Below are 24650 nucleotides of genomic sequence, written 5' to 3' on the forward strand. Positions count from 1 at the left end.
GCCGTCAATGTTGAATAAAGAGCTGGTTAGTCGTGCCGTGCAGCGCTTGCATCAGGCGGAGCAAAACCGCGAGCAGATCCGCGCGCTGTCGCTGGATCATCCCGAGATCACCATTGAAGACGCTTACGCCATTCAGCGCCAGTGGGTAGAGCTGAAGATCGCCGAAGGGCGCAAACTCAAGGGTCATAAAATCGGCCTGACGTCGCGCGCCATGCAGGTCAGCTCCCAGATCTCCGAGCCGGATTACGGCGCGCTGCTGGACGACATGTTTTTCAACGATGGCAGCGATATTCCCATCGACCGTTTTATCGTGCCGCGCGTCGAGGTGGAGCTGGCCTTCGTGCTCGCCAAGCCGCTGCGCGGGCCAAACTGCACGCTGTTCGACGTTTATAACGCCACCGATTACATCATTCCGGCCCTGGAGATCATCGATGCGCGCAGCCATAACGTGGATCCCGAAACTCAGCGCCCGCGCAAGGTGTTCGACACCATTTCCGACAATGCCGCCAATGCCGGGGTGGTGATGGGCGGGCGGCCGATCAAACCGGACGCGTTGGATCTGCGTTGGATCAGCGCGTTGCTGTACCGCAACGGCGTGATTGAAGAGTCTGGCGTGGCGGCAGCGGTGCTGAACCATCCGGCCAACGGCGTGGCCTGGCTGGCCAACAAACTTTTCCCGTACGACGTAGAGCTGGAAGCCGGGCAGGTGATCCTCGGCGGTTCCTTCACCCGACCGGTTGCCGCCCGACGTGGCGACACCTTCCATGCGGATTATGGCCCGATGGGCTGCATCAGCTGTCGCTTTGTCTGATCGGCCCTTTCCCTGTGGGAGAGTGGAAAAACCAATGGAGAACACCATGTTAACCAACCCTTTCAAGCAGGCGTTGCAGGAAAAACGCCCGCAGATTGGCCTGTGGCTGGGGCTGTGCAGCAGCTACAGCGCAGAAATGCTGGCCGGGGCCGGTTTCGACTGGCTGCTGATCGACGGCGAACACGCGCCCAACAACGTACAAACGGTATTGGGCCAGCTGCAGGCCATCGCGCCTTATCCGAGTCATCCGGTGGTGCGTCCGGCATGGAATGATCCGGTGATGATCAAGCAACTGTTGGACGTCGGTGCGCAGACGCTGCTGATCCCGATGATCCAGAACGCAGAACAGGCGCGTGACGCGGTGCGAGCCACCCGTTATCCGCCGCATGGCATACGCGGCGTTGGCAGTGCGCTGGCTCGTGCTTCCCGCTGGAACAGGGTGCCGAATTACCTGCAACAGGCCGACGCGCAGATGTGCGTACTGGTGCAAATCGAAACCCGTGAGGCGGTGAAAAACCTGGATGCCATCCTGCAGGTGGAGGGGGTCGACGGGGTATTTATCGGCCCGGCGGATCTCAGTGCCGACATGGGTTTTTCCGGCAATCCACAGCAGCCGGAAGTGCAGCGCACCATCGACGACGCTATAGCGCGCATCAGCGCCGCCGGTAAGGCAGCAGGCATTCTGACGGCCAACCCGGAACTGGCGCAGCACTATCTGGCGTCCGGCGCGCTGTTTGTCGCAGTAGGGGTGGATACCACCCTGCTGTCGCGAGCGGCGGAATCTTTGGCCAGCCGCTTTAAACAAGAGCGGCCGCCCGTACAGTCCCCGAGCGTTTATTAGGTTGCAGGCCGCCATCTTATTGGAGACACCATGAGCAACGTCGATTCGCTGCCGCCGGTCAACCCGGCGCAGCAACATAAAGCGTTAACCGCCGCCGAGCAATCGGTGATTAAAAAGTTATTTCGGCGACTGATTATTTTTCTGTTTGTGCTGTTTGTTTTCTCTTTCCTCGACCGCATCAACATCGGTTTCGCCGGGCTGACGATGGGCAAGGATCTCGGCCTGAGCTCGACCATGTTCGGCCTTGCGGCAACCTTGTTCTACGTCACCTATGTGATCTTCGGCATTCCGAGCAATATCATGCTGGGGATCGTCGGCGCGCGCCGCTGGATCGCCACCATCATGGTGCTGTGGGGCATCGCCTCGACCTGCACGCTGTTCGCCACCGGGCCGACCAGCCTGTACCTATTGCGGATGATCGTAGGCATTACCGAGGCCGGTTTTCTGCCGGGGATTTTGGTGTATCTCACCTATTGGTTCCCGGCTTTTTACCGCGCTCGCGCCAACGCGCTGTTTATGATCGCCATGCCGGTAACCATGGCAATTGGCTCATTGGTGTCCGGCTATATTCTGGCGCTGGACGGGCTGATGAACCTCAAAGGGTGGCAATGGCTGTTCCTGTTGGAGGGCATTCCTTCGGTGCTGTTGGGCGTGGTGGTGTGGTTCTACCTCGACGATACTCCTGCCAAAGCCAAATGGCTGACCGACGAGGAAAAGGCCAGTCTGAAGGCGATGATGGAGGCGGACAAACTGCAACTGGTGCAGCCCAATGGGCCGGGCAGCCATCGGGCATTGCAACAGCGCAGCCTGTGGCGGGAAATTTTCACGCCGATTGTGTTGATGTATACCCTGGCTTATTTCTGTCTGACCAACACCCTGAGCGCCATCAATATCTGGACGCCGCAGATCCTGCAGAGCTTCAACCAGAGCAGCAGCAACATTGTGATCGGTATTCTGGCGGCGATCCCGCAAGTCTGTACCATCGCCGGTATGGTGTGGTGGAGTAAGAGATCGGATCGGCTGCAAGAGCGCAAACACCACACCGCGCTGCCGTACCTGTTTGCCGCTGCCGGTTGGCTGCTGGCGTCGGCCACCGATCACAGCATGATCCAGCTGCTGGGGATCGTGATGGCGTCGGTGGGGTCGTTCACGGCGATGGCTATCTTTTGGACTACGCCGGATCAGTCCATCAGCCTCGAGGCGAGGGCGATTGGGATCGCGGTGATCAATGCCACCGGCAATATCGGATCGGCGGTCAGCCCGGTATTGATCGGCTGGTTTAAGGATCTGACCGGCAGCTTTAACTCTGGGCTGTATTTCGTTTCGGCGTTGTTGGTCATCGGTGCCGTGATCGTGTGGCGGATCCCGATGCAAGGCTCGCGTCCACGGGCCACGCCATAAGCCTGATATTAGGCTATTTTACTTGCCATTTTGGCCTAGGGCAGTGCTCGGAACCCTTACGTACTGCGTGTACGCTCGGGTTCCTGCGCGCTGTCCATGGCCAAACTGTCTGCGACAATGACGCCTAATAAAAGGCTTATCACTGATCTCATCGCTGATGGAGGATGATGTGCAGAAAAGTACCGGTTTTATCGCCAATATCGATATCTGCAAAGAGTACGATGCGCGTTACGCCACCGACGAAGTGCACTATGAAACCTTCGCCGGACTGGCGGCGTTTTTTGGCCGCGATATGCAGGTGCATTGGCACGATCGGTTTTTCCAGATGCATTTTCTGGAGACCGGCAAGATAGAGCTGCAGCTGGACAGCCAGCACTATTCGGTGCAGGCACCGCTGTTCATCCTGACGCCGCCCTCGGTACCCCATGCGTTTTTCACCGAACCGGACAGCGACGGCCACGTGCTGACGGTACGCCAGGAGCTGATTTGGCCTTTGCTGGAGCGCCTCTACCCTGGCAGCAATCTGGCGTTGGACATGCCGGGCATTTGCCTTTCACTGGCGGATGCACCGCAGGAATTGACCGCGCTTAGCCATTACTGGGCGCTGATCCGGCGTGAGTTCAGCCAGAGGTTGGTGGGCCGCGAACAGACGCTGGTGCTGTTGGCGCAGGCGGTGTTTACCCTGCTGTTGCGCAATACCACGCTGGAGGACACCGCCACCAGCGGCGTGCGGGGTGAGCTGAAGCTGTTCCAGCGTTTCAACAAGATGGTCGATGAGCGTTTTCGCGATCACCTGGCGGTGCCGGACTATGCTCAGGCGCTCGGCGTCACCGAATCGCGGCTCAACGATTTGTGCCGACGGTTTGCTAATCAGCCCCCCAAACGTTTGATCTTCGATCGCCTGCTGCGCGAAGCCAAGCGCATGCTGCTATTCAGCGCCTGTACGGTGCATGAAACCGCCTACAGCCTGGGCTTTAAGGATCCGGCCTATTTCGCGCGTTTCTTCAATCGTCTGGAAGGCTGTTCACCCTCGACCTACCGCGCCGCGCAGCATCCCCTTTCATAACGGCGGAACACCGTCTGGATCACAATTCGCGGCGATTGTGGCCAACCCGCCTGAAAAGTACCGGCGTTTGCCGCAAAAGTCTCTTCTCGAAACCGGCCCTGGAAGCTTCAATTAAGCAACCAAAAGAAAACATTATTTTAACAAGCGACCGAATCCACGGTCTGCACTATGCCGATTACGAGGAAGACTTAAATGAAACCTGAAGACTTTCGTGCTGACAACAAACGCCCGTTCACCGGTGCCGAATACCTGAAAAGTTTGCAGGACGGCCGTGAGATTTATATCTACGGCGAACGAGTGAAAGATGTCACCACTCACCCGGCATTCCGTAATGCAGCGGCTTCGGTCGGTCAACTGTACGACGCGCTGCACGATCCGGTCAGCCAGGATCGCCTGTGCTGGAACACCGATACCGGCAACGGCGGTTACACTCACAAATTCTTCCGCTACGCCCGCAGCCCGGAAGAGATGCGCCAGCAGCGTGATGCCATCGCCGACTGGTCGCGCCAGAGTTACGGTTGGATGGGGCGCACCCCGGACTACAAAGCAGCCTTCGGGTGTGCGCTGGGGGCTTATCCCGAGTTTTATGGTCAGTTCGCCGATAACGCGCGCCACTGGTACAAACGCATTCAGGAAACCGGCCTGTACTTTAACCACGCTATCGTTAACCCACCGATTGACCGCCACAAGCCGGTCAACGAAGTGAAAGACGTTTACATTCAGGTGGAGAAAGAGACCGACGCGGGCATTATCGTCAGCGGGGCCAAGGTGGTGGCGACCAACTCGGCGCTGACCCACTATAACTTTATCGGTTTTGGTTCTGCCCAGGTGATGGGGGATAACCCGGACTTCGCGTTGATGTTTGTGGCGCCGATGGATGCCGAAGGGGTGAAGCTGATTTCTCGCGCCTCTTATGAGCTGGTGGCGGGCGCAACGGGATCCCCGTTCGATTATCCGCTTTCGAGCCGTTTCGATGAGAACGATGCGATCCTGATTATGGATCATGTGCTGATCCCGTGGGAAAACGTGCTGATCTACCGCGATTTTGATCGTTGTCGTCGCTGGAGTACGCAAGGGGGCTTCGCTCGTCTGTTCCCGCTGCAGGCCTGTGTGCGCCTGGCGGTGAAGATGGACTTTATCACCGCGCTGCTGCAAAAAAGCCTGTCCTGTACCGGCGTGCTGGAGTTCCGTGGCGTACAGGCCGATCTTGGCGAAGTGGTGGCCTGGCGCAATATGTTCTGGTCACTGAGCGATGCGATGTGTGCCGAAGCCACCCAATGGGAAAACGGCGCTTATCTGCCGGATTCCACCGCGATGCAAACTTACCGCGTGATGGCACCAATGGCCTACACCAAGGTGAAGCACATTATCGAAAAGAACGTCACCAGCGGTTTGATTTATCTGCCGTCGAGCGTGCGCGACATGAATAATCCAGAGATCGATAAATACCTGGCTCGTTACGTGCGCGGATCCGACGGTATGGATCACGTTGAACGCATCAAGATCCTCAAGCTGATGTGGGATGCGATCGGCAGCGAATTCGGCGGTCGCCACGAGCTGTATGAGATCAACTACGCCGGCAGCCAGGATGAGATCCGCCTGCAGTGTCTGCGCAACGCACAGGGATCCGGCGCCATGAACCAGATGATGGAGATGGTCGACAAATGCCTGTCCGACTACGACCAGCACGGTTGGAAAGTGCCGCATCTGCATAATAATGGTGACATTAATCAGCTGGATAACTTGCTCAAGTGATCCTGAAGGAGGGGTGTATGTCTCAGGAAAATGAACACCGTTTGCTGTTTCGCGACGCGATGGCCAGCCTGTCCGCCGCGGTGAATATCGTCACTACCGACGGTCCTGCGGGGCGCTGCGGCATTACCGCCACCGCCGTGTGCTCGGTGACCGATACGCCGCCGACGCTGCTGGTTTGCATTAACCGCAACAGCGCGATGAACCCGGTTTTCCAGGCGAATCAGCGTCTGTGCGTTAACGTATTGAACCATGAGCAGGAGCTGATGGCGCGCCACTTCGCCGGTATGACCGAACTCAGCATGGAGGATCGTTTCCGTCTGGAGGAGTGGCAGAACGGCGCACTGAATCAGCCGGTGCTGCGTAACACGCTGGCCAGTCTGGAAGGGGAGATCGAGCAGATCCAGAGCATTGGCACCCATCAGGTTTATCTGGTGCAGATCCGCCAGATCCGGGTGAGTGCGGGCGGTAACGGCCTGATCTACTTCAAACGCAACTTCCATCCGGTGATGCACAAGATGGCGGCGTTAGTCTGAAAACGGCGGGGCGCACGGGCTGCGCCCCGTTACGGCATTAGCTTTTGTTGGTCGCCAACTCGGCGACCAGCCGGTTAACCGGATCGCTCATGTTGGTGAATTTACTCAGTTCCGAGCGGGTTACCACCACAAATACCCCAACGTTTTTCTGCGGGATCATCGCCATATAGGTGATAAAGCCACCGCCACCGCCGGTTTTCTGAATAATCCCCGGCAGTTCGCCGTTCGGCGCCATATACACCCATCCCAATCCCAGGGCGCTGGCTTCACCCGGCACATCCATCCCTTTGAGCGAAACCAGATCGTTACGCTGGAAGTACATGGTCTGCTCGCTGGCCGCGGTTGATTTGCGTGGGCCGGAGACGTTGGAAGTGAGGAACTGTTGCATCCAGCGCTGCATATCGCGGGGGGTGGAGTAGACGCCGCCGCTGCCGGCCGCGGCCGTGGTATCGCGGCAGGCGCTAGGGCCGGCTGAGGCAACCATCAGCCGTGAGCACTGCTCGGCACTGGGGGTCAGGGTGGTGTCGACCATACCGAGCGGCGCGGTGATTTTTTCTTTCAGCAGGGCGCTGTAAGGTTTACCCGCCGCCCGTGACAGCGCATCCGCCAGCAGGTCATACGCCAGGTTGGAATAAGAGGCACGTACGCCCGGCGGTACCGTCACGTTGGCATGCTCCAGCCACTGCCAGCGCTGTGCTTTGGTCGGCCAGGTGAACACCGGCGTTTTAGGCGGTTTCTTGCCCGGTTGCTCACGCGGCAGTGCGCTGGTGTGGGTGGCCAGGTTCAGCAAGGTGATCGGCTGGCGAGCGTTATAAGCCGGTACGTAGGCACCGGACGGGGCGTATTTGCGCAGCGGATCGGTGAGCTTGACCCGGCCTTCCGCCGCCATTTTTACCATCACTTCGCTGGTCATCAGCTTGGTGATTGAGGCGATGCGGATCAGGGAATCCGGGCGCGGACGCAGGTTGTTACCGGGTTTGGTGTCGCCAAAACTGCGGTTAACCACCTGATTGCCGTCGATTACCACCAGCGCCATGCCGGTGGCGCCGCTGTTGTAGAAAATGTGCTCGGCATATTGGTCGACGATTTGCGAAGCCAGCTGCGGGGCAGCGGCCTGCGCGGCCAGCGGTGCGGCACACAGGCTCAGCGCCAGCAATGAAGCGGAGAAAGAGTTCTTCAACGATGGTTATCCATTTTAAAAGGCAGCAGTGAAAGGGCCTATACCCGTCGTCTTTCAAGCCGCAGCGTTCAAATCCGTTTCCGACAGATTTGTCACTCACCCCAGTTACTCTAGGGGGCGAATATATTCGCCCCGATTAATGCGGGCGCCGCATGCGGCGCCCCTACAAAAGCTGGGGATGAGCGAGCAGGTCGCCTAGCTGCAACTTGAAAGCCATAGGGTGCAATGCAATATGCTGTCAGTGTAATGTGCCTGAGCCTTGGCTGCATGTGGAAAAAAGGCGGTTTGAGAAAAAATTTCTCACCGCCCTGATGCCGACCAATCGTCCTACTGCGCGCGGGCGAAAATGGCGATCACTTCGTCCAGATGCGCTTTCATCGCCTTGCGTGCGCCACGCACGTCACGCGCCTCGATAGCGGCCAGAATTTCCCGGTGTTCCTGCTCGGAACGGTGCGGCATGTCATCCGGCGTATAGTGACGCTGAAGTACGCGGAACATGCTGCCGTAGCGGTGGCCGAGCAGGTGGCCGATGATAAAGGCATAAGCTGGGTTGCCGCTGGCCTGGGCGATGCGGATATGGAACAGCCGATCGCCGGGATGGGTGGCCGATCCCGCGCGGTTATCACGGCAGTTTTGCTCGTAGGCCTCACGGATGCCCGCCAGTTCCTGATCGGTGGCGTGCCGTGCTGCCAATGCCGCCGTTTCGGGTTCGATCAACAGGCGGGTTTGCAGCAGTGAGAACGGCGGCAGCTCGGCGTTAAAATCCAGCTCGATATTCAATTCATCATCGATTTCTGCCCACTGATCCCGGCCGGCCTGGGCCATCACCGGCTCTTGCGATGTCATCACCGGCGTTTGCGCCCGGACGATCACCCCGTTGCCGACTTTGACATCCACCAGGCCAATCACTTCCAGCGCGATTAGCGCCTCTCGAACGGAGGCCCGGCTAACCTGTAACTGCTGGGCCAGATCGCGTTCGGAGGGCAGGCGGCTGCCGGGAGGAAATTCATTGTTATCGATAAGCCGTTTCAATTGGTCGGCTATCTGTCTGTAAATACGAGGGTTTTCCAGTCGGGTGATCGGCATTTTTTACCTTGGCCTTTTCCGTGTTAAGTGATTCAGCGCACAGTTATTAGTCAAACCGCTTGAGTAATCGTTATTCAAGTGTAAAAAATTGGTTAATCAAAAAGCTGTTTCAAGTGTATCTCATAACATTCTCACCAAACCATAACGCGTAAAGCGTCTTTTGTCATGTTAAAGGCCTGACCTTTAATTGCCCTGAGTGGCCTGACCATTAGACCTTTAAGCCAAGGGAGCGAAAATGAATTTAACCGGAAAACGCGTGCTGATCACCGCCGCCGGCCAGGGGATTGGCTTCAGTACCGCCAAACTTTTTGCTGAGGCAGGTGCGCAAGTCATTGCCACCGACATCAACACCGAGCAACTGCAGGGTTTGCCCGGCATCGAGCCAATGACGCTTAACGTCACCGATGCCGCGGCGATTGCGGCAGCGGCGGAAAGCCTTGGTCCGATCGACGTGCTGTTCAACTGCGCCGGCGTGGTACACAGCGGATCAATCCTGGAGTGCAGTGAGGATCAGTGGGCATTTGCGCTGGATCTGAATGTGACCGCGATGTACCGCATGATCCGCGCCTTTCTGCCCGGCATGCTGGCGCGAAAAAACGGGTCGATTATCAATATGTCCTCGGTGGCTTCCAGCGTGAAAGGAGTGCCTAACCGCTTTGCCTACAGCGCCACCAAGGCGGCGGTAATCGGCCTAACGCGTTCGGTGGCGGCGGATTACGTCACTCAGGGCATCCGTTGCAACGCCATTTGCCCCGGTACGGTGGAGTCGCCTTCGCTGCGGCAGCGCATCGCCGAGCAGGCGCGTGAGCAGGGACGCAGCGAAGAAGAGGTGTACCAGGCGTTTGTGGCTCGTCAACCGATTGGCCGTATCGGCACCACCGGCGAGATCGCCCAATTGGCGCTGTATCTGGCCTCTGACGCCAGCTCCTACACCACAGGGACGGTACAGATTATCGATGGCGGCTGGAGCAACTGAGGAATGGCCATCAGGCTATTACGCTTGCCATTTTGAGCTTGGGCAGTGCTCGGACTCCTCACGTACTCTGTGTACGCTCCGGGTCCTGTGCGCTGTCCACACTCAAACTGCCTGCGCTCATGACACCTGCTGACTCATCCCTTTGGAACATTTTTAGAGTGAGGACATCATGAAACTTTTACGTTACGGCGCACCGGGACAGGAACGCCCAGGAATATTGGATCCGCACGGGCAGATCCGCGATCTGTCGCAGCATATTGCCGACCTGAGTGGAGATGCGTTGCTGCCGGCGGCCTTGGACAAACTGCGTGCGCTGGACATCAACCAACTGCCGCGGGTGGAAGGACAACCGCGACTGGGGCCGTGCGTGGGCCACATCGGCAAATTTATCTGCATTGGCCTCAATTATGCCGACCATGCGGCGGAAACCGGCGCGGCGATCCCCTCCGAGCCGGTAGTGTTCAACAAATGGACCAGCGCGGTGGTCGGGCCGAACGATGAGGTACAAATCCCGCGTGACTCGCTTAAAACGGACTGGGAAGTGGAGCTGGGCGTGATTATTGGCCAGGGCGGACGCTATATCAGCGAACAGGACGCGATGCGCCACGTCGCCGGTTACTGCGTGATTAACGACGTCTCGGAGCGTGAATTCCAGATTGAACGCGGCGGTACCTGGGACAAAGGCAAAGGCTGCGACACCTTTGGCCCCACCGGCCCCTGGCTGGTGACCGCCGACGAAATTGCCGATCCTCATAGCCTGAATCTGTGGCTGGAGGTGGACGGCAAGCGTTATCAGGACGGCAACACCAGCACCATGATCTTCCGCATTCCGCAAATTATCAGTTACCTGAGCCGTTTTATGAGCCTGCAACCGGGCGATGTGATCTCGACCGGTACGCCGCCGGGCGTCGGCATGGGGCAGAAACCCACGGCTCTCTACCTGAAAGCCGGGCAGACGATGCGGCTGGGTATTGAGGGATTGGGTGAACAGCGTCAAACAACCGTACAGGCCTGATGGGGAGCATTGCCATGACAACGATTACCGCACTGCGGGTGGAAGATATTCGCTTCCCGACTTCACTGGCGCTGGACGGATCCGATGCGATGAATCCGGATCCCGACTACTCCGCCGCTTATGTGATCCTGGAGACCGATCGCGCCGATCTGAGCGGCCACGGGCTGACTTTTACCATTGGCCGCGGCAATGAGATCTGCTGCGCGGCGATCCGCGCGCTGGAGCACCAGATCGTCGGTGTCAATCTGGAAGAGATCGCCGCCGATATGGGGGCCTTTTGGCGTCGTTTTACCAGCGACAGCCAGCTGCGTTGGATCGGGCCGGACAAGGGGGCGATCCACCTGGCGACCGGCGCGGTGATCAACGCGGTTTGGGATCTGTGGGCCAAAGCCGAGGGGAAGCCGGTGTGGCGGCTGGTGGCGGAGATGACGCCAGAGGAACTGGTGCGCTGCATCGATTTTCGCTACATCACCGACTGCATTACGCCGCAGGAGGCGCTCACGCTGCTCAAACAGCGGGCGCAGGGTAAAGAGCAGCGTCTGGAACGGCTGCTGGAGGAAGGCTACCCCTGTTACACCACCTCCGCCGGGTGGCTGGGCTACCCGGACGACAAGCTGCGTCGGCTGTGTCAGGAAGCGGTCGATGCCGGTTTCTCCTACCTGAAGCTGAAGGTGGGGCGCGATCTGGAAGACGATATCCGCCGCGTGCGCATTGCTCGCGAGGTCATCGGCCCCGATCGTCAACTGATGATCGACGCCAACCAGGTCTGGGAGGTCAACGACGCCATCCCTTGGGTGAAACATCTGGCATTCGCCAAGCCCTGGTTTATCGAAGAGCCCACCAGCCCGGATGATGTCGAAGGGCACCGTCGCATTCGCGACGGGGTTCATCCGGTCAAGGTTGCCACCGGCGAGATGTGCCAAAACCGCATTATGTTCAAGCAGTTCATCATGCGCGAAGCGATTGACGTAGTGCAGATCGACGCCTGTCGCCTGGGGGGCGTCAATGAAGTGCTGGCGGTGATGCTGATGGCGGCCAAATACAACCTCCCGGTGTGTCCGCATGCCGGAGGTGTGGGGCTGTGTGAATACGTTCAGCATCTGTCGATGATCGACTACCTGTGCATTGCCGGTACCCACGAAGGACGGGTGATCGAATACGTCGATCACTTACATGAACACTTTGTTCACCCTTGCGACGTCAAGGGGGCGGCCTATATGCCGCCACGTCATCCGGGTTACTCGATCGAGATGCACGCGTCATCGCTCGAACAGTATCGGTTCCGCGGTTGAACGGGAAACAGCCCATGCTGCGCATCGATGCCCACCAACATTACTGGCAATACCATCCGCAACGCTACCCGTGGATCAGCGAGCAGATGGCGGTGCTGCAGCAGGACTTTGGTCCGGCGCAGCTTGATCCGTTGCTGCAACACCACGGTTTTGACGGCGCGCTGGTGGTGCAGGCCCGCCACGGCGAGCAGGAAACACAGGAACTGTTGACACAGGTGCAGCAGAGCCGTGGCGTCTGCGGGGTAGTGGGCTGGCTGGACATCACTGCGCCGCAGCTGGCGCAGCGGCTTGATGAATGGCGGCAGCAGCCTCTGCTGCGTGGCCTGCGCCATCTGGTGCAGGATGAATCGCAGCCGGACGCCTGGCTGGCGCGGCCGGAAGTGCGGCGCGGCATGCAGATGCTGCAGCGGCAGGGCTACGTCTACGACATGTTGGTCACCCACCGGCACTTGACGGCGGCGGCGCAGTTTGCCGCTGAACATGACGACTACTGGTTGGTATTGGACCATCTCGGTAAACCGGATATCGCTTTGGGCGCAAAGCACTGGGCACAGCAAATCAAGCCGTTGGCGGCATTGGGCCATGTGGTCTGCAAACTGTCGGGGCTTATCACCGAGGTGCCCGGTGGCCGGTGGCAGGCATCGCATCTGCTGCCGTTTTTTGATGCGGCGCTGGAGGCATTCGGCCCGCAGCGGCTGATGTTCGGTTCCGACTGGCCGGTGTGCCTGCTGGCCGGGGACTATGGTCAGGTTTATCAACTGAGTGAGCAGGCGATCGCCACGCTGAGTCCTTCGCAACAGGCGGAGATTTGGGGCGGCACCGCCTGCCGAATTTATGGCTTAACGGAGTCTGGTTATGGATCTGTATCTGAAAGATAAGGTGGTGATCGTCACCGGCGGCGGTTCCGGCATCGGTGCGGCCATCACCCTGCTGCTGGCGGAGGAAGGGGCGATCCCGGTGATTGTCACCAACGCTGCGCCAGAGGCGGAGTTTCTGGCGCAGCTACGGCGGTTGCAGCCGCAGAGTGCGGTGATCATCACCGACTTATGCGAAGAGCAGGATTGTCGACGGGCGGTGGCACAAACGCAAGAGACCTTCGGCCGCATCGATGCGCTGGTGAATAACGCCGGTGTTAACGATGGCGTGGGGTTGGAGGCCGGCCGCGAGGCCTTTGTCGGATCGCTGGAGAAAAACCTGATCCATTACTACCTGATGGCGCACCTGTGTCAGTCGGCGCTGCAAAACAGCAAGGGTGCCATCGTCAACATCGCTTCCAAGACGGCCCTGAGCGGGCAGGGCGGCACCAGCGGTTATACCGCCGCCAAGGGCGCCGTGCTGGCGTTGACCCGCGAGTGGGCGGTGTCGCTGCGCCATGAAGGCGTACGGGTGAATGCGGTGGTTCCGGCGGAGGTGATCACACCGCAGTATCAGCGCTGGATCAGTACCTTCGAGCAGCCGGAACAGCAGCTCGAGAAAATTACCGCACGCATTCCTCTCGAACATCGGATGACCACGCCGCAGGAAATCGCCAACACCGTGGTGTTTTTGATTTCATCGCGTTCGTCGCACACCACCGGGCAATGGCTGTCGGTGGATGGCGGTTATCTGCATCTTGATCGGGCGATCACATGAGTGGCGCGGCGGACAGGGGACGGCGCTTTTGTCAGGCGCTCGATCTGGTCGACTCACCGGCGCTGATCGAGGAGTACCTGCACCATCACCAGCGTATCTGGCCGGAGATTGCCGCTCATCTGCGGGAGCACGGCATTTTGGATATGGAGATTTATCGACTGGGCACCCGGCTGTTCATGATTGTTGACGTTAGTACCGAGTTCGATGCCGCGCGGTTTGCCGCCGCCGGCCTGAGCAACCCCCACGTGCAGCGCTGGGAAGCCCTGATGTGGCAATACCAGGTCGCCACCCCCTGGACGCCGAAAGGCGAAAAATGGGTGGAGATGGAGCAGATATTTTCTTTGCAAAAACAATAACATCGCTACCCTACCGAGGATATATCAATGCTTGCTGAAAAAAGTGCGGCCCCGCCACAGCTGGGCGTCAAGTCAACCGCCAACCTGCGCTGGGCTTTTATTCTGGTCACCAGCCTGTTCTTTATGTGGGGGCTGTCGTATGGCCTGTTGGACGTATTAAACAAACACTTCCAGGAGACATTGCACGTTACCAAGGCGCAGTCGGGATTATTGCAGGCGGCATATTTCGGTGCCTACTTCCTGGTGGCGCTGCCCGCCGGCTATTTTATGGATAAGAAAGGGTACAAGGCCGGAATTTTGGTCGGATTGTGCCTGTATGCGCTGGGGGCGTTGCTGTTTGTGCCGGCGGCATCCGCCAACAGCTTCGCCATGTTCCTGTTCGCGCTGTTTGTCATTGCCTGTGGGCTGGGCTGCCTGGAAACGGCGGCCAACCCTTATGCCACGGTACTGGGCGACGCGAAGGGGGCCGAACGGCGGCTGAACCTTTCCCAGTCGTTTAACGGTCTGGGGCAGTTTATCGGCCCGATGATCGGCGGCACGCTGTTTTTCTCTGCCACCCAAGGGGCGAGCAGCGGTGACCAGAGCGCGGTGAAGATGACCTATGTGGCGATCGCCGTGCTGGTGCTGCTGATTGCCTTTTTGTTCGGCCGCACTCGGCTGCCGGACATTCGTGAGGAAGAGCAACCGGAACACGGTGAAATCGTTCAGGGGCTATGGCAGCACAAACACTTTGTTGGCGGGGTGATCACCCAGTTCTTCTATGTGGCAGCCCAAGTGGGCGTCGGTGCATTCTTTATCAACTACGCCACCGAACACTGGAACGAAGTGTCCAACCAAAGTGCGTCCTACTTGCTTTCTATCGCCATGATTTGCTTTATGGTCGGGCGCTTCTTCAGCACCTGGCTGATGGGCCGGGTCAAGCCGGCCACGTTGCTGATGATCTACTCGCTGATTAACATTGCGCTGTGTGGCGTGGTGATGCTCAGCCTGGATGGGGTCTCGGTGGTGGCATTGATCGCGGTGTTCTTCTTTATGTCGATCATGTTCCCGACCATTTTCGCCCTGGGGGTGAAAAACATGGGCAAACACACCAAGCGTGCCAGCTCCTTTATGATCATGGCGATCGTCGGGGGGGCCATCATGCCTTACTTTATGGGGGCGCTGGCGGACAAATACAGTACGGCACTGTCGTATGTGCTGCCGCTGTTGTGCTTCGGCGTGGTGTTTGTTTACGGTTTGCAGCAGCGCCGCCGCTAAAAGTCTGGCCCGCCGGCTCAGACAGCGGCGGGCTGCACGCTAGGCGCCAACTGAATATTATTGCGGCCGTTGTTTTTCGCCTGATACAAGGCGGCATCGGCCGCACGGATCGCCGAGGACACGTCAAGCTTGTCCAAGGCGGAGATCCCGGCGCTGAGCGTCACAGTGGTGCTTTCCAACTGGTTGAAGCGATGGGGAATTTTTAATCCCTGCACCCGCAGCCGCACCCGTTCGGCCAACTGGGTGGCATAATCCTCGCTGACGTTGGTCAGCAGCACCAGAAACTCTTCCCCGCCGTAGCGCACCACAATATCGCGAGAACGCACCGAATCGCGGATGGTGATGGCAACCTGCACCAGCGCCTGATCGCCCATGGTATGACCATAGTTATCGTTATAAGCCTTGAAATGGTCGATATCGAGTAACACCACGAAATGACAACCCGACGGCGGTACCGTCAGCATATTGATTTTATTTTCCAGTCCCCGGCGGTTATAAAGCCCGGTTAAGGGATCGATCATGCTCAAATTGCTGAACCGGTCCCGTTCGTTATACAGATTGGCTACCAGCGTTTGGGTAAAAAGTTCGCTGCGTTTGAGCATCAGATGATGAATAGAGAATGCGATAATCGGCAATACCGTGGTGAATACGATCCTGGTGGTATTGTGCATACCGTCCAGTAATAGAATAACCAGGGCGGAAGGCACGGCGTGCAGGCAAAAAGCGATAAAGTTATCGGTTAAGGCAATGGCGCTGATAAAAAACATACTGAACAGACTAATTAATAGAAAACTTTGGTTGTTCGGCGCACAGTACTGACTTTTAAAGTAAATATGGGCAGCCCACAGCAGGTCAAGCACGCAGGAAAATAGATTCAATTTTTTGACGTATAACCGTGGAGACTGCAAGGTAAATAACAGCGCCACCAGACAAAATATCGGTATACCTAATAAAGGTAGGGTAAAAGCTGGCTTGTCATTAAATGGGACCAATAATGTAAATATGGAAGAGGCCGCGTTCATTAACAAAAATAAAAATAATGATAAGCGGTGTTTGCTGTTCAGCAGTTCCTGATAAGAACGCGCGTTCATACGGAGTTCACTCTTCACAATATCGATCTGTCGAAAAATTAAGGTGGCGAAAAATTCTATCGGCGTGAATTAAACATTCGCATTGTATGGTTGTTGATTGTGATTATTAACATGCGAATAAGACTAAGAATTTTCTTATGGCAAACTATCATTTTTACACCGTTATGTCATCCGCGTTTGGTGGTTGCGGCGAAAATGATGCGCAGTGAAAAAAAGTGTTATATGATATTGGTTATCATTATCACTTGAGGGGTAGGGTTATCATGATTGCAGCCATGATTACCGCGTGTGGGTTGTGGGGCGTCAGTTGGTGCCTGGGCAATCGGCTGGCCAGCGCCTGGGGCGTTTTGTTGCCCTGCGCTTTAATGCCGTTACTGGCATTGATCAACCTGGATATGATGCAACTGCGTACGCTGATTGTGATCGCCATGCTGGCGACGCTGGTGATGTTGTTCAACAGCCGCTGGCGGCATTACCTGCTGCTGCCTTCCTGTATGGCATTGGCTGGGGGATTGGCGGCGATCAGCCTGAATTTCAATCTGGGATAAAAACGCAAAAATCACGCTATCGCGTGTTGGTTATCGTTTCGATTGGGAATAGCTTTGGGGGGGTTCCGAAGAGATTTATCGATTGGTGCGAAGAGAGGGACTTGAACCCTCACGTCCGTAAGAACACTAACACCTGAAGCTAGCGCGTCTACCAATTCCGCCACCTTCGCACAGCCGATAATCTTTGTTTTGCTTTCGATTTATATCACCAGCTTGGTGCGAAGAGAGGGACTTGAACCCTCACGTCCGTAAGAACACTAACACCTGAAGCTAGCGCGTCTACCAATTCCGCCACCTTCGCATTGATGCTGTGCAATATAAATCATGTGGTTATTTGGTGCGAAGAGAGGGACTTGAACCCTCACGTCCGTAAGGACACTAACACCTGAAGCTAGCGCGTCTACCAATTCCGCCACCTTCGCATACCAGATACATTACCGGAGTAACGTTACCACGGAGGCGAATTCTAGAGATTTTGGCGGGTACGTCAATAGTTATTTCCCCTGTTTGCGGGCGTTTGCTGGAAAAACGTCCGTTTTGGGTGACTGATAGCGTTCAAACAGCCAAATCAGCCAGTCAATCAACACCCTGACCCGTGGCGCAAGGAAACGGCCGGGGGGATACATGACGTAAATGGGCATCGGCGGTGGCGGGGTTTCTGCCAACACTTCGACCAATTCTCCTTTCTGCAGCCAGGGTGCCAGCGAATAATGCGCTGCCTGTATCAGCCCCATGCCGGCGCGGCAGCCGCTGGTGTAGGCATCAGCCCCGCTGACGCTCAGTTTGGCGGGCAATTCGCGCAATTCCACTTTGCCGTTGCGGCAAAACTCCAGCGGATAATCCCGGTTGCTGGTGAGGGAAAAATAACCTACCGCCTGGTGCTGCTGTAGCTGGTCAATCGACTGCGGCACGCCGAACGCAGCCAGGTAGGCAGGGGAGGCGCAGGTCAGCTGTGGCAACATGGCAATGCGGCGTGCCACCAGGCTGTCATCTTCGGTTTCCCAGGCACGCAGCACGCAGTCTACTCCATCACGCAGTAAATCCACGTGGGTGTCGTTGGCACCCAATGCCAGGGTCAGATCCGGGTAGCGCCGGTAAAAGTCATCCAATGCCGGAATAACGATTTCGCGCGCCAGCGAATGGGGCATATCGATACGCACTTTGCCGGAAGGCTGCAGTTTTTGGTGGCTGAACAAGGTGTCCGCCTCTTCCAGCGCGCCCAGCAACTGTACGCAACGCTGGTAATAGAGGGTGCCTTCGCTGGTCACCTGTACCTGACGGGTGGTGCGCAGCAGCAGGCGCACACCGAGGCGCTGCTCCAGCCGCTTAACGGCATTGCTGACCGTGGCGCGGGGTAACTGCAGGCGTTCCGCCGCCCGGCTGAAACTGCCCAGTTCGACGATACGGGTAAAAATGCGCATGGCCTGGATCTGGTCCATCTTGCCCGCTCCGTATTGTTAGTGATTTATGAACAGTGATGAGCAATCTGCATTATTTATCTTTTTAGGCGAAACAACCAGACTCTGTTGCATCAGCATCTTCGCTGATAAAAACCGCAAGAGGGCAACACAATGCAACAACGCAAATTAGGTCCCACTGGCCCGCTGGTTTCCGCTCTGGGGTTGGGCTGCATGGGGATGAGTGATTTTTATTCGACCGCTCACGATGAACAAGAAGCTATCGCCACGCTGCACCGTGCGCTGGAGTTGGGCGTCACTCTGCTGGATACCGCCGACATGTACGGCCCACACACCAATGAACAGCTGATTGGCAAAGCGATCAAGGGCAAGCGGCAGCAGGTCTTTCTGGCCACCAAGTTTGGCATTGTGCGCGATCCTGCCAACCCTGCAGCGCGGGGCGTCAGCAGCCGACCGGAGTACATCCGCCGATCGGTGGAGGGCAGCCTGAAGCGTCTCGGGGTCGAGGTGATTGATCTTTATTACCAGCACCGCGTCGATCCTGAAGTGTCGATTGAAGAGGTGGTAGGTACGATGGCGGACCTGATTAGCGAAGGAAAAATCCGTTATATCGGGCTGAGCGAAGCTTCGGTCGCCACGCTGGAGCGAGCGTATAAAGTCCACCCGATTACGGCGCTGCAAACTGAGTATTCATTGTGGACACGCGATGCCGAGCAGGGCGTATTGGCGGCCTGTGAACGCCTGGGGATTGGGTTTGTTCCCTATAGCCCGCTGGGGCGCGGTTTTCTGACCGGAGCGATCCAACGGCCAGAAGATCTGGACGCTGACGATTTCCGTCGCAGCAACCCGCGTTTTCAGGGGGAAAACTTTGCGCGCAATCTGGCGCTGGTGGAAAAAGTGACCGAGCTGGCTAAGCAGAAAGGCGTTGCGCCGTCGCAGTTGGCGTTAGCCTGGGTGTTGGCGCAGGGTGAGCACATTGTCCCGATCCCTGGCACCAAACGCCGTCGCTATCTGGAAGAGAATATCGCCGCGGCCGAATTGACGCTCAGCGCTGCCGAACTGGCGGCCATTGAGGCGGTGTTCCCCCTGCAGGCCGCGGCAGGGGCACGCTACGGTGCAGAGTCGATGACCTATATCAACGGCTAATAAAAAGGGCGCAGCGTCTAAACGCTGCGCCCTGATACGGAGACGCGTTAGCGGGTCGCCGTTACTTCTTTTTCTTGGTATCGCGCGGTGCACGGGCTACGGTCGCCTGATACACCTTGAAGCGACCATTTTGTGCCAGCACTTCATGGCTGCCGAAGGTGGCGTCCAGGATGTCCGGATACGGCAGGAAGGCGTTGGCCACGATGCGCAGACGGCCGCCGATCGGCAGGTGCTTCAACGCCCCGCGGATCAGGGTTTCTGCTGCGGTCAGGCTGGTTTGCAGGCCATCATGGAATGGCGGGTTGGAAATGATCAGGTCGAAACGGCCGGTAATGTCGGAATAGACGTTACTGACGATCACTTCGCCTTCAATGCCGTTGGCGGCAAGCGTAGCCCGGCTGGATTCCACGGCGGCGGCGTTAACGTCGCTGAGGGTCAGCTTCATCTTCGGCGACAGTTTGGACAGCACGGAAGCCATCACGCCAGCACCGCAGCCTACGTCCAGCACCTTGCCTTTCATGTGTTTTTCCAGGGTCGACAGCAGCAGTGAGCTGCCAACGTCCAGCCCGTCGCGGCTGAACACGCCCGGCAGGGTTTTCACTTCCAGATCGTGCAGCTGATAGCTTTCCCACCAGTCTTCCAGGTTGAATTCGGTCTGCGTATCCAGACGGCCGTGATACAGGCCACAGCGGCGGGCGCTGTCGATTTTCACCAGTGTGGCATAGTCTTCCACCATCTGGTCGGCACTGCGCACGCCGCTGCGGTTTTCACCGACCACGAACACTTCTGCGCCGACCGGCAGCAGCGCCAGAATGTTGCACAGTTGGAATTGCGCTTCCTGTTTGCTCTTCGGCCAATAGTAGATCAACGTATCGCACTCGGCGACAAACGCAGCGTCTACGGTCAGCCCGAACTGCACGTTTTCGCCCATCGCCCGGTTCAGTAACTGCCAGTGATGGTACTGCTGGGTATGGACACGCACATCCGCGGCCTCGAATTGGGCCGGCAGGGCGTCCTGCAGGTCACCGGCAAACAGAACGCGGCGTTCGATAAACTCATCACTGTGGCGCAGCATGACTTCACTGGCGGGGGTTAATGCAGACATCAGGTTTTGGCTCCTAGAAATTAGACCGGGGATTATAGAGCTTTGTGGCGATATGTTCGACGGGTTTATGCCCAATAGCTTTCTGGCTCCAGCAAGGCGGGGATCGAGAGAGTTCCCGGGAGCTGAGATAACTCCGTGGCTGGGATGAGCGAGGGAAGCCAACGCCGCTGCAGCCTGAAAGATGAAGGGGATGTTGGCGCAGTCCGCGCGGGTTTGTTAGCATAGCGCGGCGCATGGCAGGCATGGCGCACCACAACGGGTAGATCCTGACAGGAATCGGCATGGCATCAAAACGCGACTGGCTGTTACAACAACTGGGTATTACGCAGTGGACATTGCGCCGCCCGGGCGTGTTGCAGGGCGAAGTAGCGGTCAGCCTGCCGCCCGAAGTGCGTTTGCTGATCGTAGCGCAGGCACTGCCTGAGCATAACGATCCGCTGTTTTGCGACGTGTTGCGCAGCCTGGGGTTGACCCCGGCGCAAACCTACGGCCTGACGCCGGATCAGGTGGCGATGCTGCCTGAAGATACCGAATGCAACAGTTGGCGGTTGGGCGTTGCGGAGCCGCTCGCGGTGGCCGGCGCACAGCTACACAGCCCGGCGCTGGCCGAGCTTTCTCTCGATGCGGGTGCCAAACGCGCACTCTGGCAGCAGATTTGTCATCATGAACAGTATTTCTACCCTGACCGCGGCCGATCTGGCCACGGCCTTCAAGATTGAGCAAGCCAGTCACGCCTTTCCCTGGACGCAAGCCACTTTTTCCAGCAATCAGGGCGATCGTTATCTTAACCTGAAACTGGACGCCGACGGGCAGATGGCGGGCTTTGCCATTACCCAGATCGTGCTGGATGAGGCCACGCTGTTCAACATCGCCATTCACCCCGACTGGCAGCGTCGCGGCTTTGGCCGTCAGTTGCTGGAAGCCTTGATTGCACAGTTGGAAACCCGTGGCGTGGTCACGTTGTGGCTGGAAGTGCGCGCCTCCAACCGTGCGGCGATTGCGTTGTATGAAGATCTCGGCTTTAACGAAGTGACCGTCCGCCGTAATTACTATCCGAGCGCCAATGGGCGTGAAGACGCCATCGTCATGGCACTGCCGCTGGCTTAGCCGGTGTCTTGGTTTTAACTTCTTCCCGCCGGGAAAAGCATTGATTGTCACCGGTTGACAAATCAGCGAAAATGCCCGGCTATTATCTTTTATTTACCGCTTTGCCTGGCGCCGTGCGCGGCGCGTTCTGATGCTTTCGCAGGGCGGACTAACTGTAGAATCTGAAAAACATGTCTCCTAGTGAATTTGCCCGCGAAGTCTCGAAAAGAAGAACTTTCGCCATCATCTCGCACCCCGATGCCGGTAAAACCACCATTACCGAAAAGGTGTTGCTGTTCGGACAGGCGATCCAAACCGCCGGTACGGTAAAAGGCCGTGGCTCAAACCAGCACGCCAAATCCGACTGGATGGAAATGGAAAAGCAACGTGGTATCTCAATCACCACCTCGGTGATGCAGTTCCCGTATCGCGAATGCCTGGTTAACCTGCTGGATACCCCAGGGCACGAAGACTTCTCCGAAGATACTTATCGTACCCTGACCGCCGTCGACTGCTGCCTGATGGTGATCGACGCCGCGAAAGGGGTTGAAGATCGTACCCGTAAGCTGATGGAAGTAACCCGTCTGCGCGATACGCCGATCCTAACCTTTATGAACAAATTGGACCGCGATATCCGCGATCCGATGGAAGTGATGGACGAAGTCGAGCGTGAGCTGAAAATTGCCTGCTCGCCTATCACCTGGCCTATCGGCTGCGGCAAGTTGTTTAAAGGGGTTTATCATCTGTACAAGGATGAAACCTACCTCTACCAGACCGGTAAAGGCCACACCATTCAGGAAGTACGCATTGTCAAAGGCCTGGATAACCCAGAGCTGGACGCCGCGGTGGGCGAAGATCTGGCCGCGCAGCTTCGTGAAGAGCTGGAGCTGGTGCAAGGCGCTTCGCACGAGTTCGATCATGAGGCCTTCCTGAGCGGCGATTTGACCCCGGTCTTCTTCGGTACCGCGCTGGGTAACTTCGGCGTGGATCACATGCTCGACGGTCTGGTCGCCTGGGCGCCGGCGCCGATGCCGCGCGATAGCAACACCCGTAAAGTGGTGGCTGCGGAAGAGAAATTCACCGGTTTCGTGTTCAAGATCCAGGCCAATATGGATCCAAAACACCGCGACCGCGTGGCCTTTATGCGCGTGGTGTCTGGTCGTTATGAGAAAGGCATGAAGCTGCGCCAGGTACGCACCGGTAAAGATGTGGTGATATCCGACGCGCTGACCTTTATGGCGGGCGACCGTTCGCACGTGGAAGAAGCCTATCCGGGCGATATCATTGGCCTGCATAACCACGGCACCATTCAGATCGGCGATACCTTCACCCAGGGTGAAGACATGAAGTTTACCGGTATCCCGAACTTCGCACCGGAGCTGTTCCGCCGTATTCGTCTGCGCGATCCGTTGAAGCAAAAACAGCTGCTGAAGGGTCTGGTTCAGCTGTCCGAAGAAGGGGCGGTACAGGTCTTCCGTCCAATCGCCAACAACGACTTGATCGTGGGCGCGGTGGGTGTGCTGCAGTTTGACGTGGTAGTTGCGCGTCTGAAAAGCGAATACAACGTCGAAGCCTTGTACGAGTCGGTCAACGTCTCTACGGCGCGCTGGGTGGAATGCAGCGACGTGAAGAAATTCGAGGAGTTCAAGCGTAAGAACGAGCTTAACCTGGCGTTGGACGGCGGGGACAACCTGTCTTACATCGCGCCTACCATGGTTAACCTGAATCTGACGCAGGAACGCTATCCGGAAGTGGTGTTCCGCAAAACGCGCGAGCACTAACAGAACAGCAGGGCGCCTTAGGGCGCCCTGTGTTATATTGCGTCTCCCCATTCTGCTAATTAATAAATCTCCTTCACCAGTTTCGTCTCCCTCGCATCCGCCAGCATTTGCCCGGTCTTTCCTGTTTTTTCTGTCATATGGTCTATATTTAATAGGGCATCATTTAGCCAGTAAGCGTAATTCACTATTTTTTGCCGCGATAATAGCGAGTTATTCGGTAGTGTTGCCAATAAGAGACAGTGTGATGTTATTAATATCAATAACATAGCTATAACCTTGATTTAACGGACAGGTGTTGTCGTCAATAGGCGACAGTTTTTAGTTCGATTATTAATCAACTTTTATTTTGTTATTGATTTTTAATGATTTTTTAAAGTTGGCACAGCCGTTGCAATATTCCTGGTGTGGCAACAATCGTCTTAGCGTGAATGTTTGAACGTATAGAAATCGTGAAGTATTCACTGAGTGAGTCGCGTTATGGCGACTGAAGGGTCCGCAATCATTTTGGATCCATAACCAAAGGAAGAGATCGATGAAAAATACTAAATTTGCACAATCACTGATGGCTGTTGTTTTGGGTTCCGTTCTGGTTAGTGGCAGCGCGCTGGCTGAAGATACGCTGCTCAACAAAGCGTCGAGTGCCGCTGATAGCGCGGGTGCCAAAATCGATAGCTCCATGAAAAAAGTTGACGGCTACATGGATGACAGCGCAACAACGGCTAAAGTTAAAAGTGCGCTGGTGGATGACAAAACCATTACCAGCAGCGATATCTCGGTGAAAACGGAAAAAGGTACCGTCACCCTGAGCGGTTTTGTCGGCAGCCAGGCGCAGGCCGAACATGCGGTTGAAGTGGCCGGTAAAGTGGAAGGCGTCAAATCCGTCAGCGACAAGCTGCACGTGAAAGACGAAAGCAAACAGTCCGTGAAGGCTTATGCCGGTGACACTGCGACCACCAGTGAACTGAAAGCCAAACTGCTGGCCGATGACATCGTGCCTTCACGCAACGTGAAAGTGGAAACCACTGATGGTGTGGTACAGCTTTCCGGTGAAGTGAAAACTCAGGCCCAGTCTGAGCGTGCAGAAAGCATCGCCAAAGCGATCGACGGCGTGAAAAGCGTTAAAAACGACCTGGTAGTTAAGCCGTAAGTTTTAGTACGAGCAACAATAAGCACCAAATCCTGGGTTGGCTGAAAGGTTAACCCAGGAAGCACCATCAAAAAAAGAAACTGACCGGCAACCTGGATGAGCCTGAAAAGGGCACAGGTTGCGATGT

General features: G+C 57.0%; 24 protein-coding genes and 3 tRNA genes. 19 read left to right on the plus strand and 8 right to left on the minus strand.

What is annotated here, in order from left to right:
* Nucleotides 1-7: 7 nt before the first annotated feature.
* The 6 genes from hpaH to hpaC all read left to right on the plus strand — a co-directional run bounded on the left by hpaH (nucleotide 8) and on the right by hpaC (nucleotide 6407).
* Complete coding sequence (gene hpaH, locus H0S68_RS02735) at nucleotides 8-811, plus strand: 2-oxo-hept-4-ene-1,7-dioate hydratase (RefSeq protein WP_020825087.1); 804 nt, start codon at nucleotides 8-10, stop codon at nucleotides 809-811.
* 46 nt (nucleotides 812-857) lie between these two features.
* Nucleotides 858-1652, plus strand: coding sequence for a 4-hydroxy-2-oxoheptanedioate aldolase (gene hpaI / locus H0S68_RS02740; RefSeq protein ID WP_046375088.1), 795 nt, complete (start codon nucleotides 858-860; stop codon nucleotides 1650-1652).
* A gap of 30 nt (nucleotides 1653-1682) precedes the next feature.
* A complete protein-coding gene (gene hpaX, locus H0S68_RS02745) occupies nucleotides 1683-3053 on the plus strand; it encodes a 4-hydroxyphenylacetate permease (protein WP_116691327.1) in 1371 nt (456 codons plus the stop codon).
* A 157-nt stretch (nucleotides 3054-3210) separates the two neighbouring features.
* Nucleotides 3211-4119, plus strand: coding sequence for a 4-hydroxyphenylacetate catabolism regulatory protein HpaA (hpaA, locus tag H0S68_RS02750; RefSeq protein WP_020825090.1), 909 nt, complete (start codon nucleotides 3211-3213; stop codon nucleotides 4117-4119).
* 192 nt (nucleotides 4120-4311) lie between these two features.
* Nucleotides 4312-5874 (plus strand): 4-hydroxyphenylacetate 3-monooxygenase, oxygenase component, encoded by a 1563-nt coding sequence (gene hpaB / locus H0S68_RS02755; protein ID WP_020825091.1) that lies wholly within the window; start codon nucleotides 4312-4314, stop codon nucleotides 5872-5874.
* Between the two features lie 17 nt (nucleotides 5875-5891).
* Complete coding sequence (gene hpaC / locus H0S68_RS02760; protein ID WP_020825092.1) at nucleotides 5892-6407, plus strand: 4-hydroxyphenylacetate 3-monooxygenase, reductase component; 516 nt, start codon at nucleotides 5892-5894, stop codon at nucleotides 6405-6407.
* A 37-nt stretch (nucleotides 6408-6444) separates the two neighbouring features.
* Here the strand turns inward: hpaC and ampH are convergent, their stop codons facing one another.
* A complete protein-coding gene (gene ampH, locus H0S68_RS02765) occupies nucleotides 6445-7587 on the minus strand; it encodes a D-alanyl-D-alanine-carboxypeptidase/endopeptidase AmpH (RefSeq protein WP_020825093.1) in 1143 nt (380 codons plus the stop codon).
* Nucleotides 7588-7914: 327 nt separating this feature from the next.
* On the minus strand, nucleotides 7915-8673 hold the full coding sequence (locus H0S68_RS02770) for a FadR/GntR family transcriptional regulator (protein ID WP_020825094.1): 759 nt from the start codon (nucleotides 8671-8673) through the stop codon (nucleotides 7915-7917).
* Between the two features lie 235 nt (nucleotides 8674-8908).
* On the opposite strand from H0S68_RS02770, the gene H0S68_RS02775 reads away from it, so the two are divergent.
* The 7 genes from H0S68_RS02775 (at nucleotide 8909) to fucP (ending at nucleotide 15201) form a co-directional block, all read left to right on the plus strand.
* Entirely contained in the window at nucleotides 8909-9649 is a 741-nt protein-coding gene (locus H0S68_RS02775) for an SDR family oxidoreductase (RefSeq protein WP_020825095.1), read from the plus strand.
* Between the two features lie 169 nt (nucleotides 9650-9818).
* Complete coding sequence (locus H0S68_RS02780; protein WP_128865551.1) at nucleotides 9819-10664, plus strand: fumarylacetoacetate hydrolase family protein; 846 nt, start codon at nucleotides 9819-9821, stop codon at nucleotides 10662-10664.
* Nucleotides 10665-10678: 14 nt separating this feature from the next.
* Nucleotides 10679-11956, plus strand: a complete 1278-nt coding sequence (locus H0S68_RS02785; RefSeq protein WP_130016149.1) for an L-fuconate dehydratase — start codon at nucleotides 10679-10681, stop codon at nucleotides 11954-11956.
* Nucleotides 11957-11970: 14 nt separating this feature from the next.
* Nucleotides 11971-12834 carry an amidohydrolase family protein gene (locus H0S68_RS02790; RefSeq protein WP_410529138.1) on the plus strand — a complete coding sequence of 288 codons (864 nt, stop codon included), beginning with the start codon at nucleotides 11971-11973 and terminating at the stop codon, nucleotides 12832-12834.
* Nucleotides 12812-13588 (plus strand): SDR family oxidoreductase, encoded by a 777-nt coding sequence (locus H0S68_RS02795; protein WP_128865554.1) that lies wholly within the window; start codon nucleotides 12812-12814, stop codon nucleotides 13586-13588. Before H0S68_RS02790 ends, H0S68_RS02795 begins: the two co-directional genes overlap by 23 nt.
* On the plus strand, nucleotides 13585-13944 hold the full coding sequence (locus tag H0S68_RS02800) for an L-rhamnose mutarotase (RefSeq protein WP_046374566.1): 360 nt from the start codon (nucleotides 13585-13587) through the stop codon (nucleotides 13942-13944). The genes H0S68_RS02795 and H0S68_RS02800 overlap by 4 nt, the downstream gene beginning before the upstream one ends.
* Before the next feature lie 27 nt (nucleotides 13945-13971).
* Nucleotides 13972-15201 carry an L-fucose:H+ symporter permease gene (gene fucP / locus H0S68_RS02805; protein WP_048762889.1) on the plus strand — a complete coding sequence of 410 codons (1230 nt, stop codon included), beginning with the start codon at nucleotides 13972-13974 and terminating at the stop codon, nucleotides 15199-15201.
* A gap of 17 nt (nucleotides 15202-15218) precedes the next feature.
* Here fucP and H0S68_RS02810 read toward each other — a convergent pair whose 3' ends face one another.
* Nucleotides 15219-16292 (minus strand): GGDEF domain-containing protein, encoded by a 1074-nt coding sequence (locus tag H0S68_RS02810; protein ID WP_410529139.1) that lies wholly within the window; start codon nucleotides 16290-16292, stop codon nucleotides 15219-15221.
* A 263-nt stretch (nucleotides 16293-16555) separates the two neighbouring features.
* Between H0S68_RS02810 and H0S68_RS02815 the strand changes: the two genes are divergently transcribed.
* Complete coding sequence (locus H0S68_RS02815) at nucleotides 16556-16840, plus strand: DUF1435 domain-containing protein (RefSeq protein ID WP_020825103.1); 285 nt, start codon at nucleotides 16556-16558, stop codon at nucleotides 16838-16840.
* Nucleotides 16841-16923: 83 nt separating this feature from the next.
* Here H0S68_RS02815 and H0S68_RS02820 read toward each other — a convergent pair.
* The 4 genes from H0S68_RS02820 to H0S68_RS02835 form a co-directional block, all read right to left on the minus strand.
* A tRNA-Leu gene (locus H0S68_RS02820) sits at nucleotides 16924-17010 on the minus strand.
* A gap of 44 nt (nucleotides 17011-17054) precedes the next feature.
* Nucleotides 17055-17141, minus strand: a tRNA-Leu gene (locus tag H0S68_RS02825).
* A gap of 34 nt (nucleotides 17142-17175) precedes the next feature.
* Nucleotides 17176-17262: transfer RNA gene (locus H0S68_RS02830), tRNA-Leu, on the minus strand.
* 72 nt (nucleotides 17263-17334) lie between these two features.
* Complete coding sequence (locus tag H0S68_RS02835; RefSeq protein ID WP_046374565.1) at nucleotides 17335-18279, minus strand: LysR family transcriptional regulator; 945 nt, start codon at nucleotides 18277-18279, stop codon at nucleotides 17335-17337.
* Between the two features lie 132 nt (nucleotides 18280-18411).
* Here H0S68_RS02835 and H0S68_RS02840 point away from each other — a divergent pair, with 132 nt between their 5' ends.
* On the plus strand, nucleotides 18412-19404 hold the full coding sequence (locus H0S68_RS02840) for an aldo/keto reductase (protein WP_410529140.1): 993 nt from the start codon (nucleotides 18412-18414) through the stop codon (nucleotides 19402-19404).
* 61 nt (nucleotides 19405-19465) lie between these two features.
* Here H0S68_RS02840 and rsmC read toward each other — a convergent pair whose 3' ends face one another.
* Nucleotides 19466-20509 carry a 16S rRNA (guanine(1207)-N(2))-methyltransferase RsmC gene (rsmC, locus tag H0S68_RS02845; protein WP_046374563.1) on the minus strand — a complete coding sequence of 348 codons (1044 nt, stop codon included), beginning with the start codon at nucleotides 20507-20509 and terminating at the stop codon, nucleotides 19466-19468.
* A gap of 281 nt (nucleotides 20510-20790) precedes the next feature.
* Here rsmC and H0S68_RS02850 point away from each other — a divergent pair, with 281 nt between their 5' ends.
* The 4 genes from H0S68_RS02850 to osmY all read left to right on the plus strand — a co-directional run bounded on the left by H0S68_RS02850 (nucleotide 20791) and on the right by osmY (nucleotide 24523).
* Nucleotides 20791-21228 (plus strand): DNA polymerase III subunit psi, encoded by a 438-nt coding sequence (locus tag H0S68_RS02850; protein WP_020825107.1) that lies wholly within the window; start codon nucleotides 20791-20793, stop codon nucleotides 21226-21228.
* Nucleotides 21173-21616, plus strand: coding sequence for a ribosomal protein S18-alanine N-acetyltransferase (rimI, locus tag H0S68_RS02855; RefSeq protein WP_020825108.1), 444 nt, complete (start codon nucleotides 21173-21175; stop codon nucleotides 21614-21616). The genes H0S68_RS02850 and rimI overlap by 56 nt, the downstream gene beginning before the upstream one ends.
* Nucleotides 21617-21786: 170 nt before the next feature.
* Nucleotides 21787-23376: a peptide chain release factor 3 gene (gene prfC, locus H0S68_RS02860; protein WP_020825109.1), complete on the plus strand. Its 1590-nt coding sequence runs from the start codon at nucleotides 21787-21789 to the stop codon at nucleotides 23374-23376.
* Nucleotides 23377-23908: 532 nt separating this feature from the next.
* Entirely contained in the window at nucleotides 23909-24523 is a 615-nt protein-coding gene (osmY, locus tag H0S68_RS02865; protein ID WP_020825110.1) for a molecular chaperone OsmY, read from the plus strand.
* Nucleotides 24524-24650 lie beyond the last annotated feature (127 nt).

Origin of the sequence: Serratia sp. AXJ-M (assembly GCF_046531865.1) — a bacterium.
Classification (GTDB): domain Bacteria; phylum Pseudomonadota; class Gammaproteobacteria; order Enterobacterales; family Enterobacteriaceae; genus Serratia; species Serratia liquefaciens.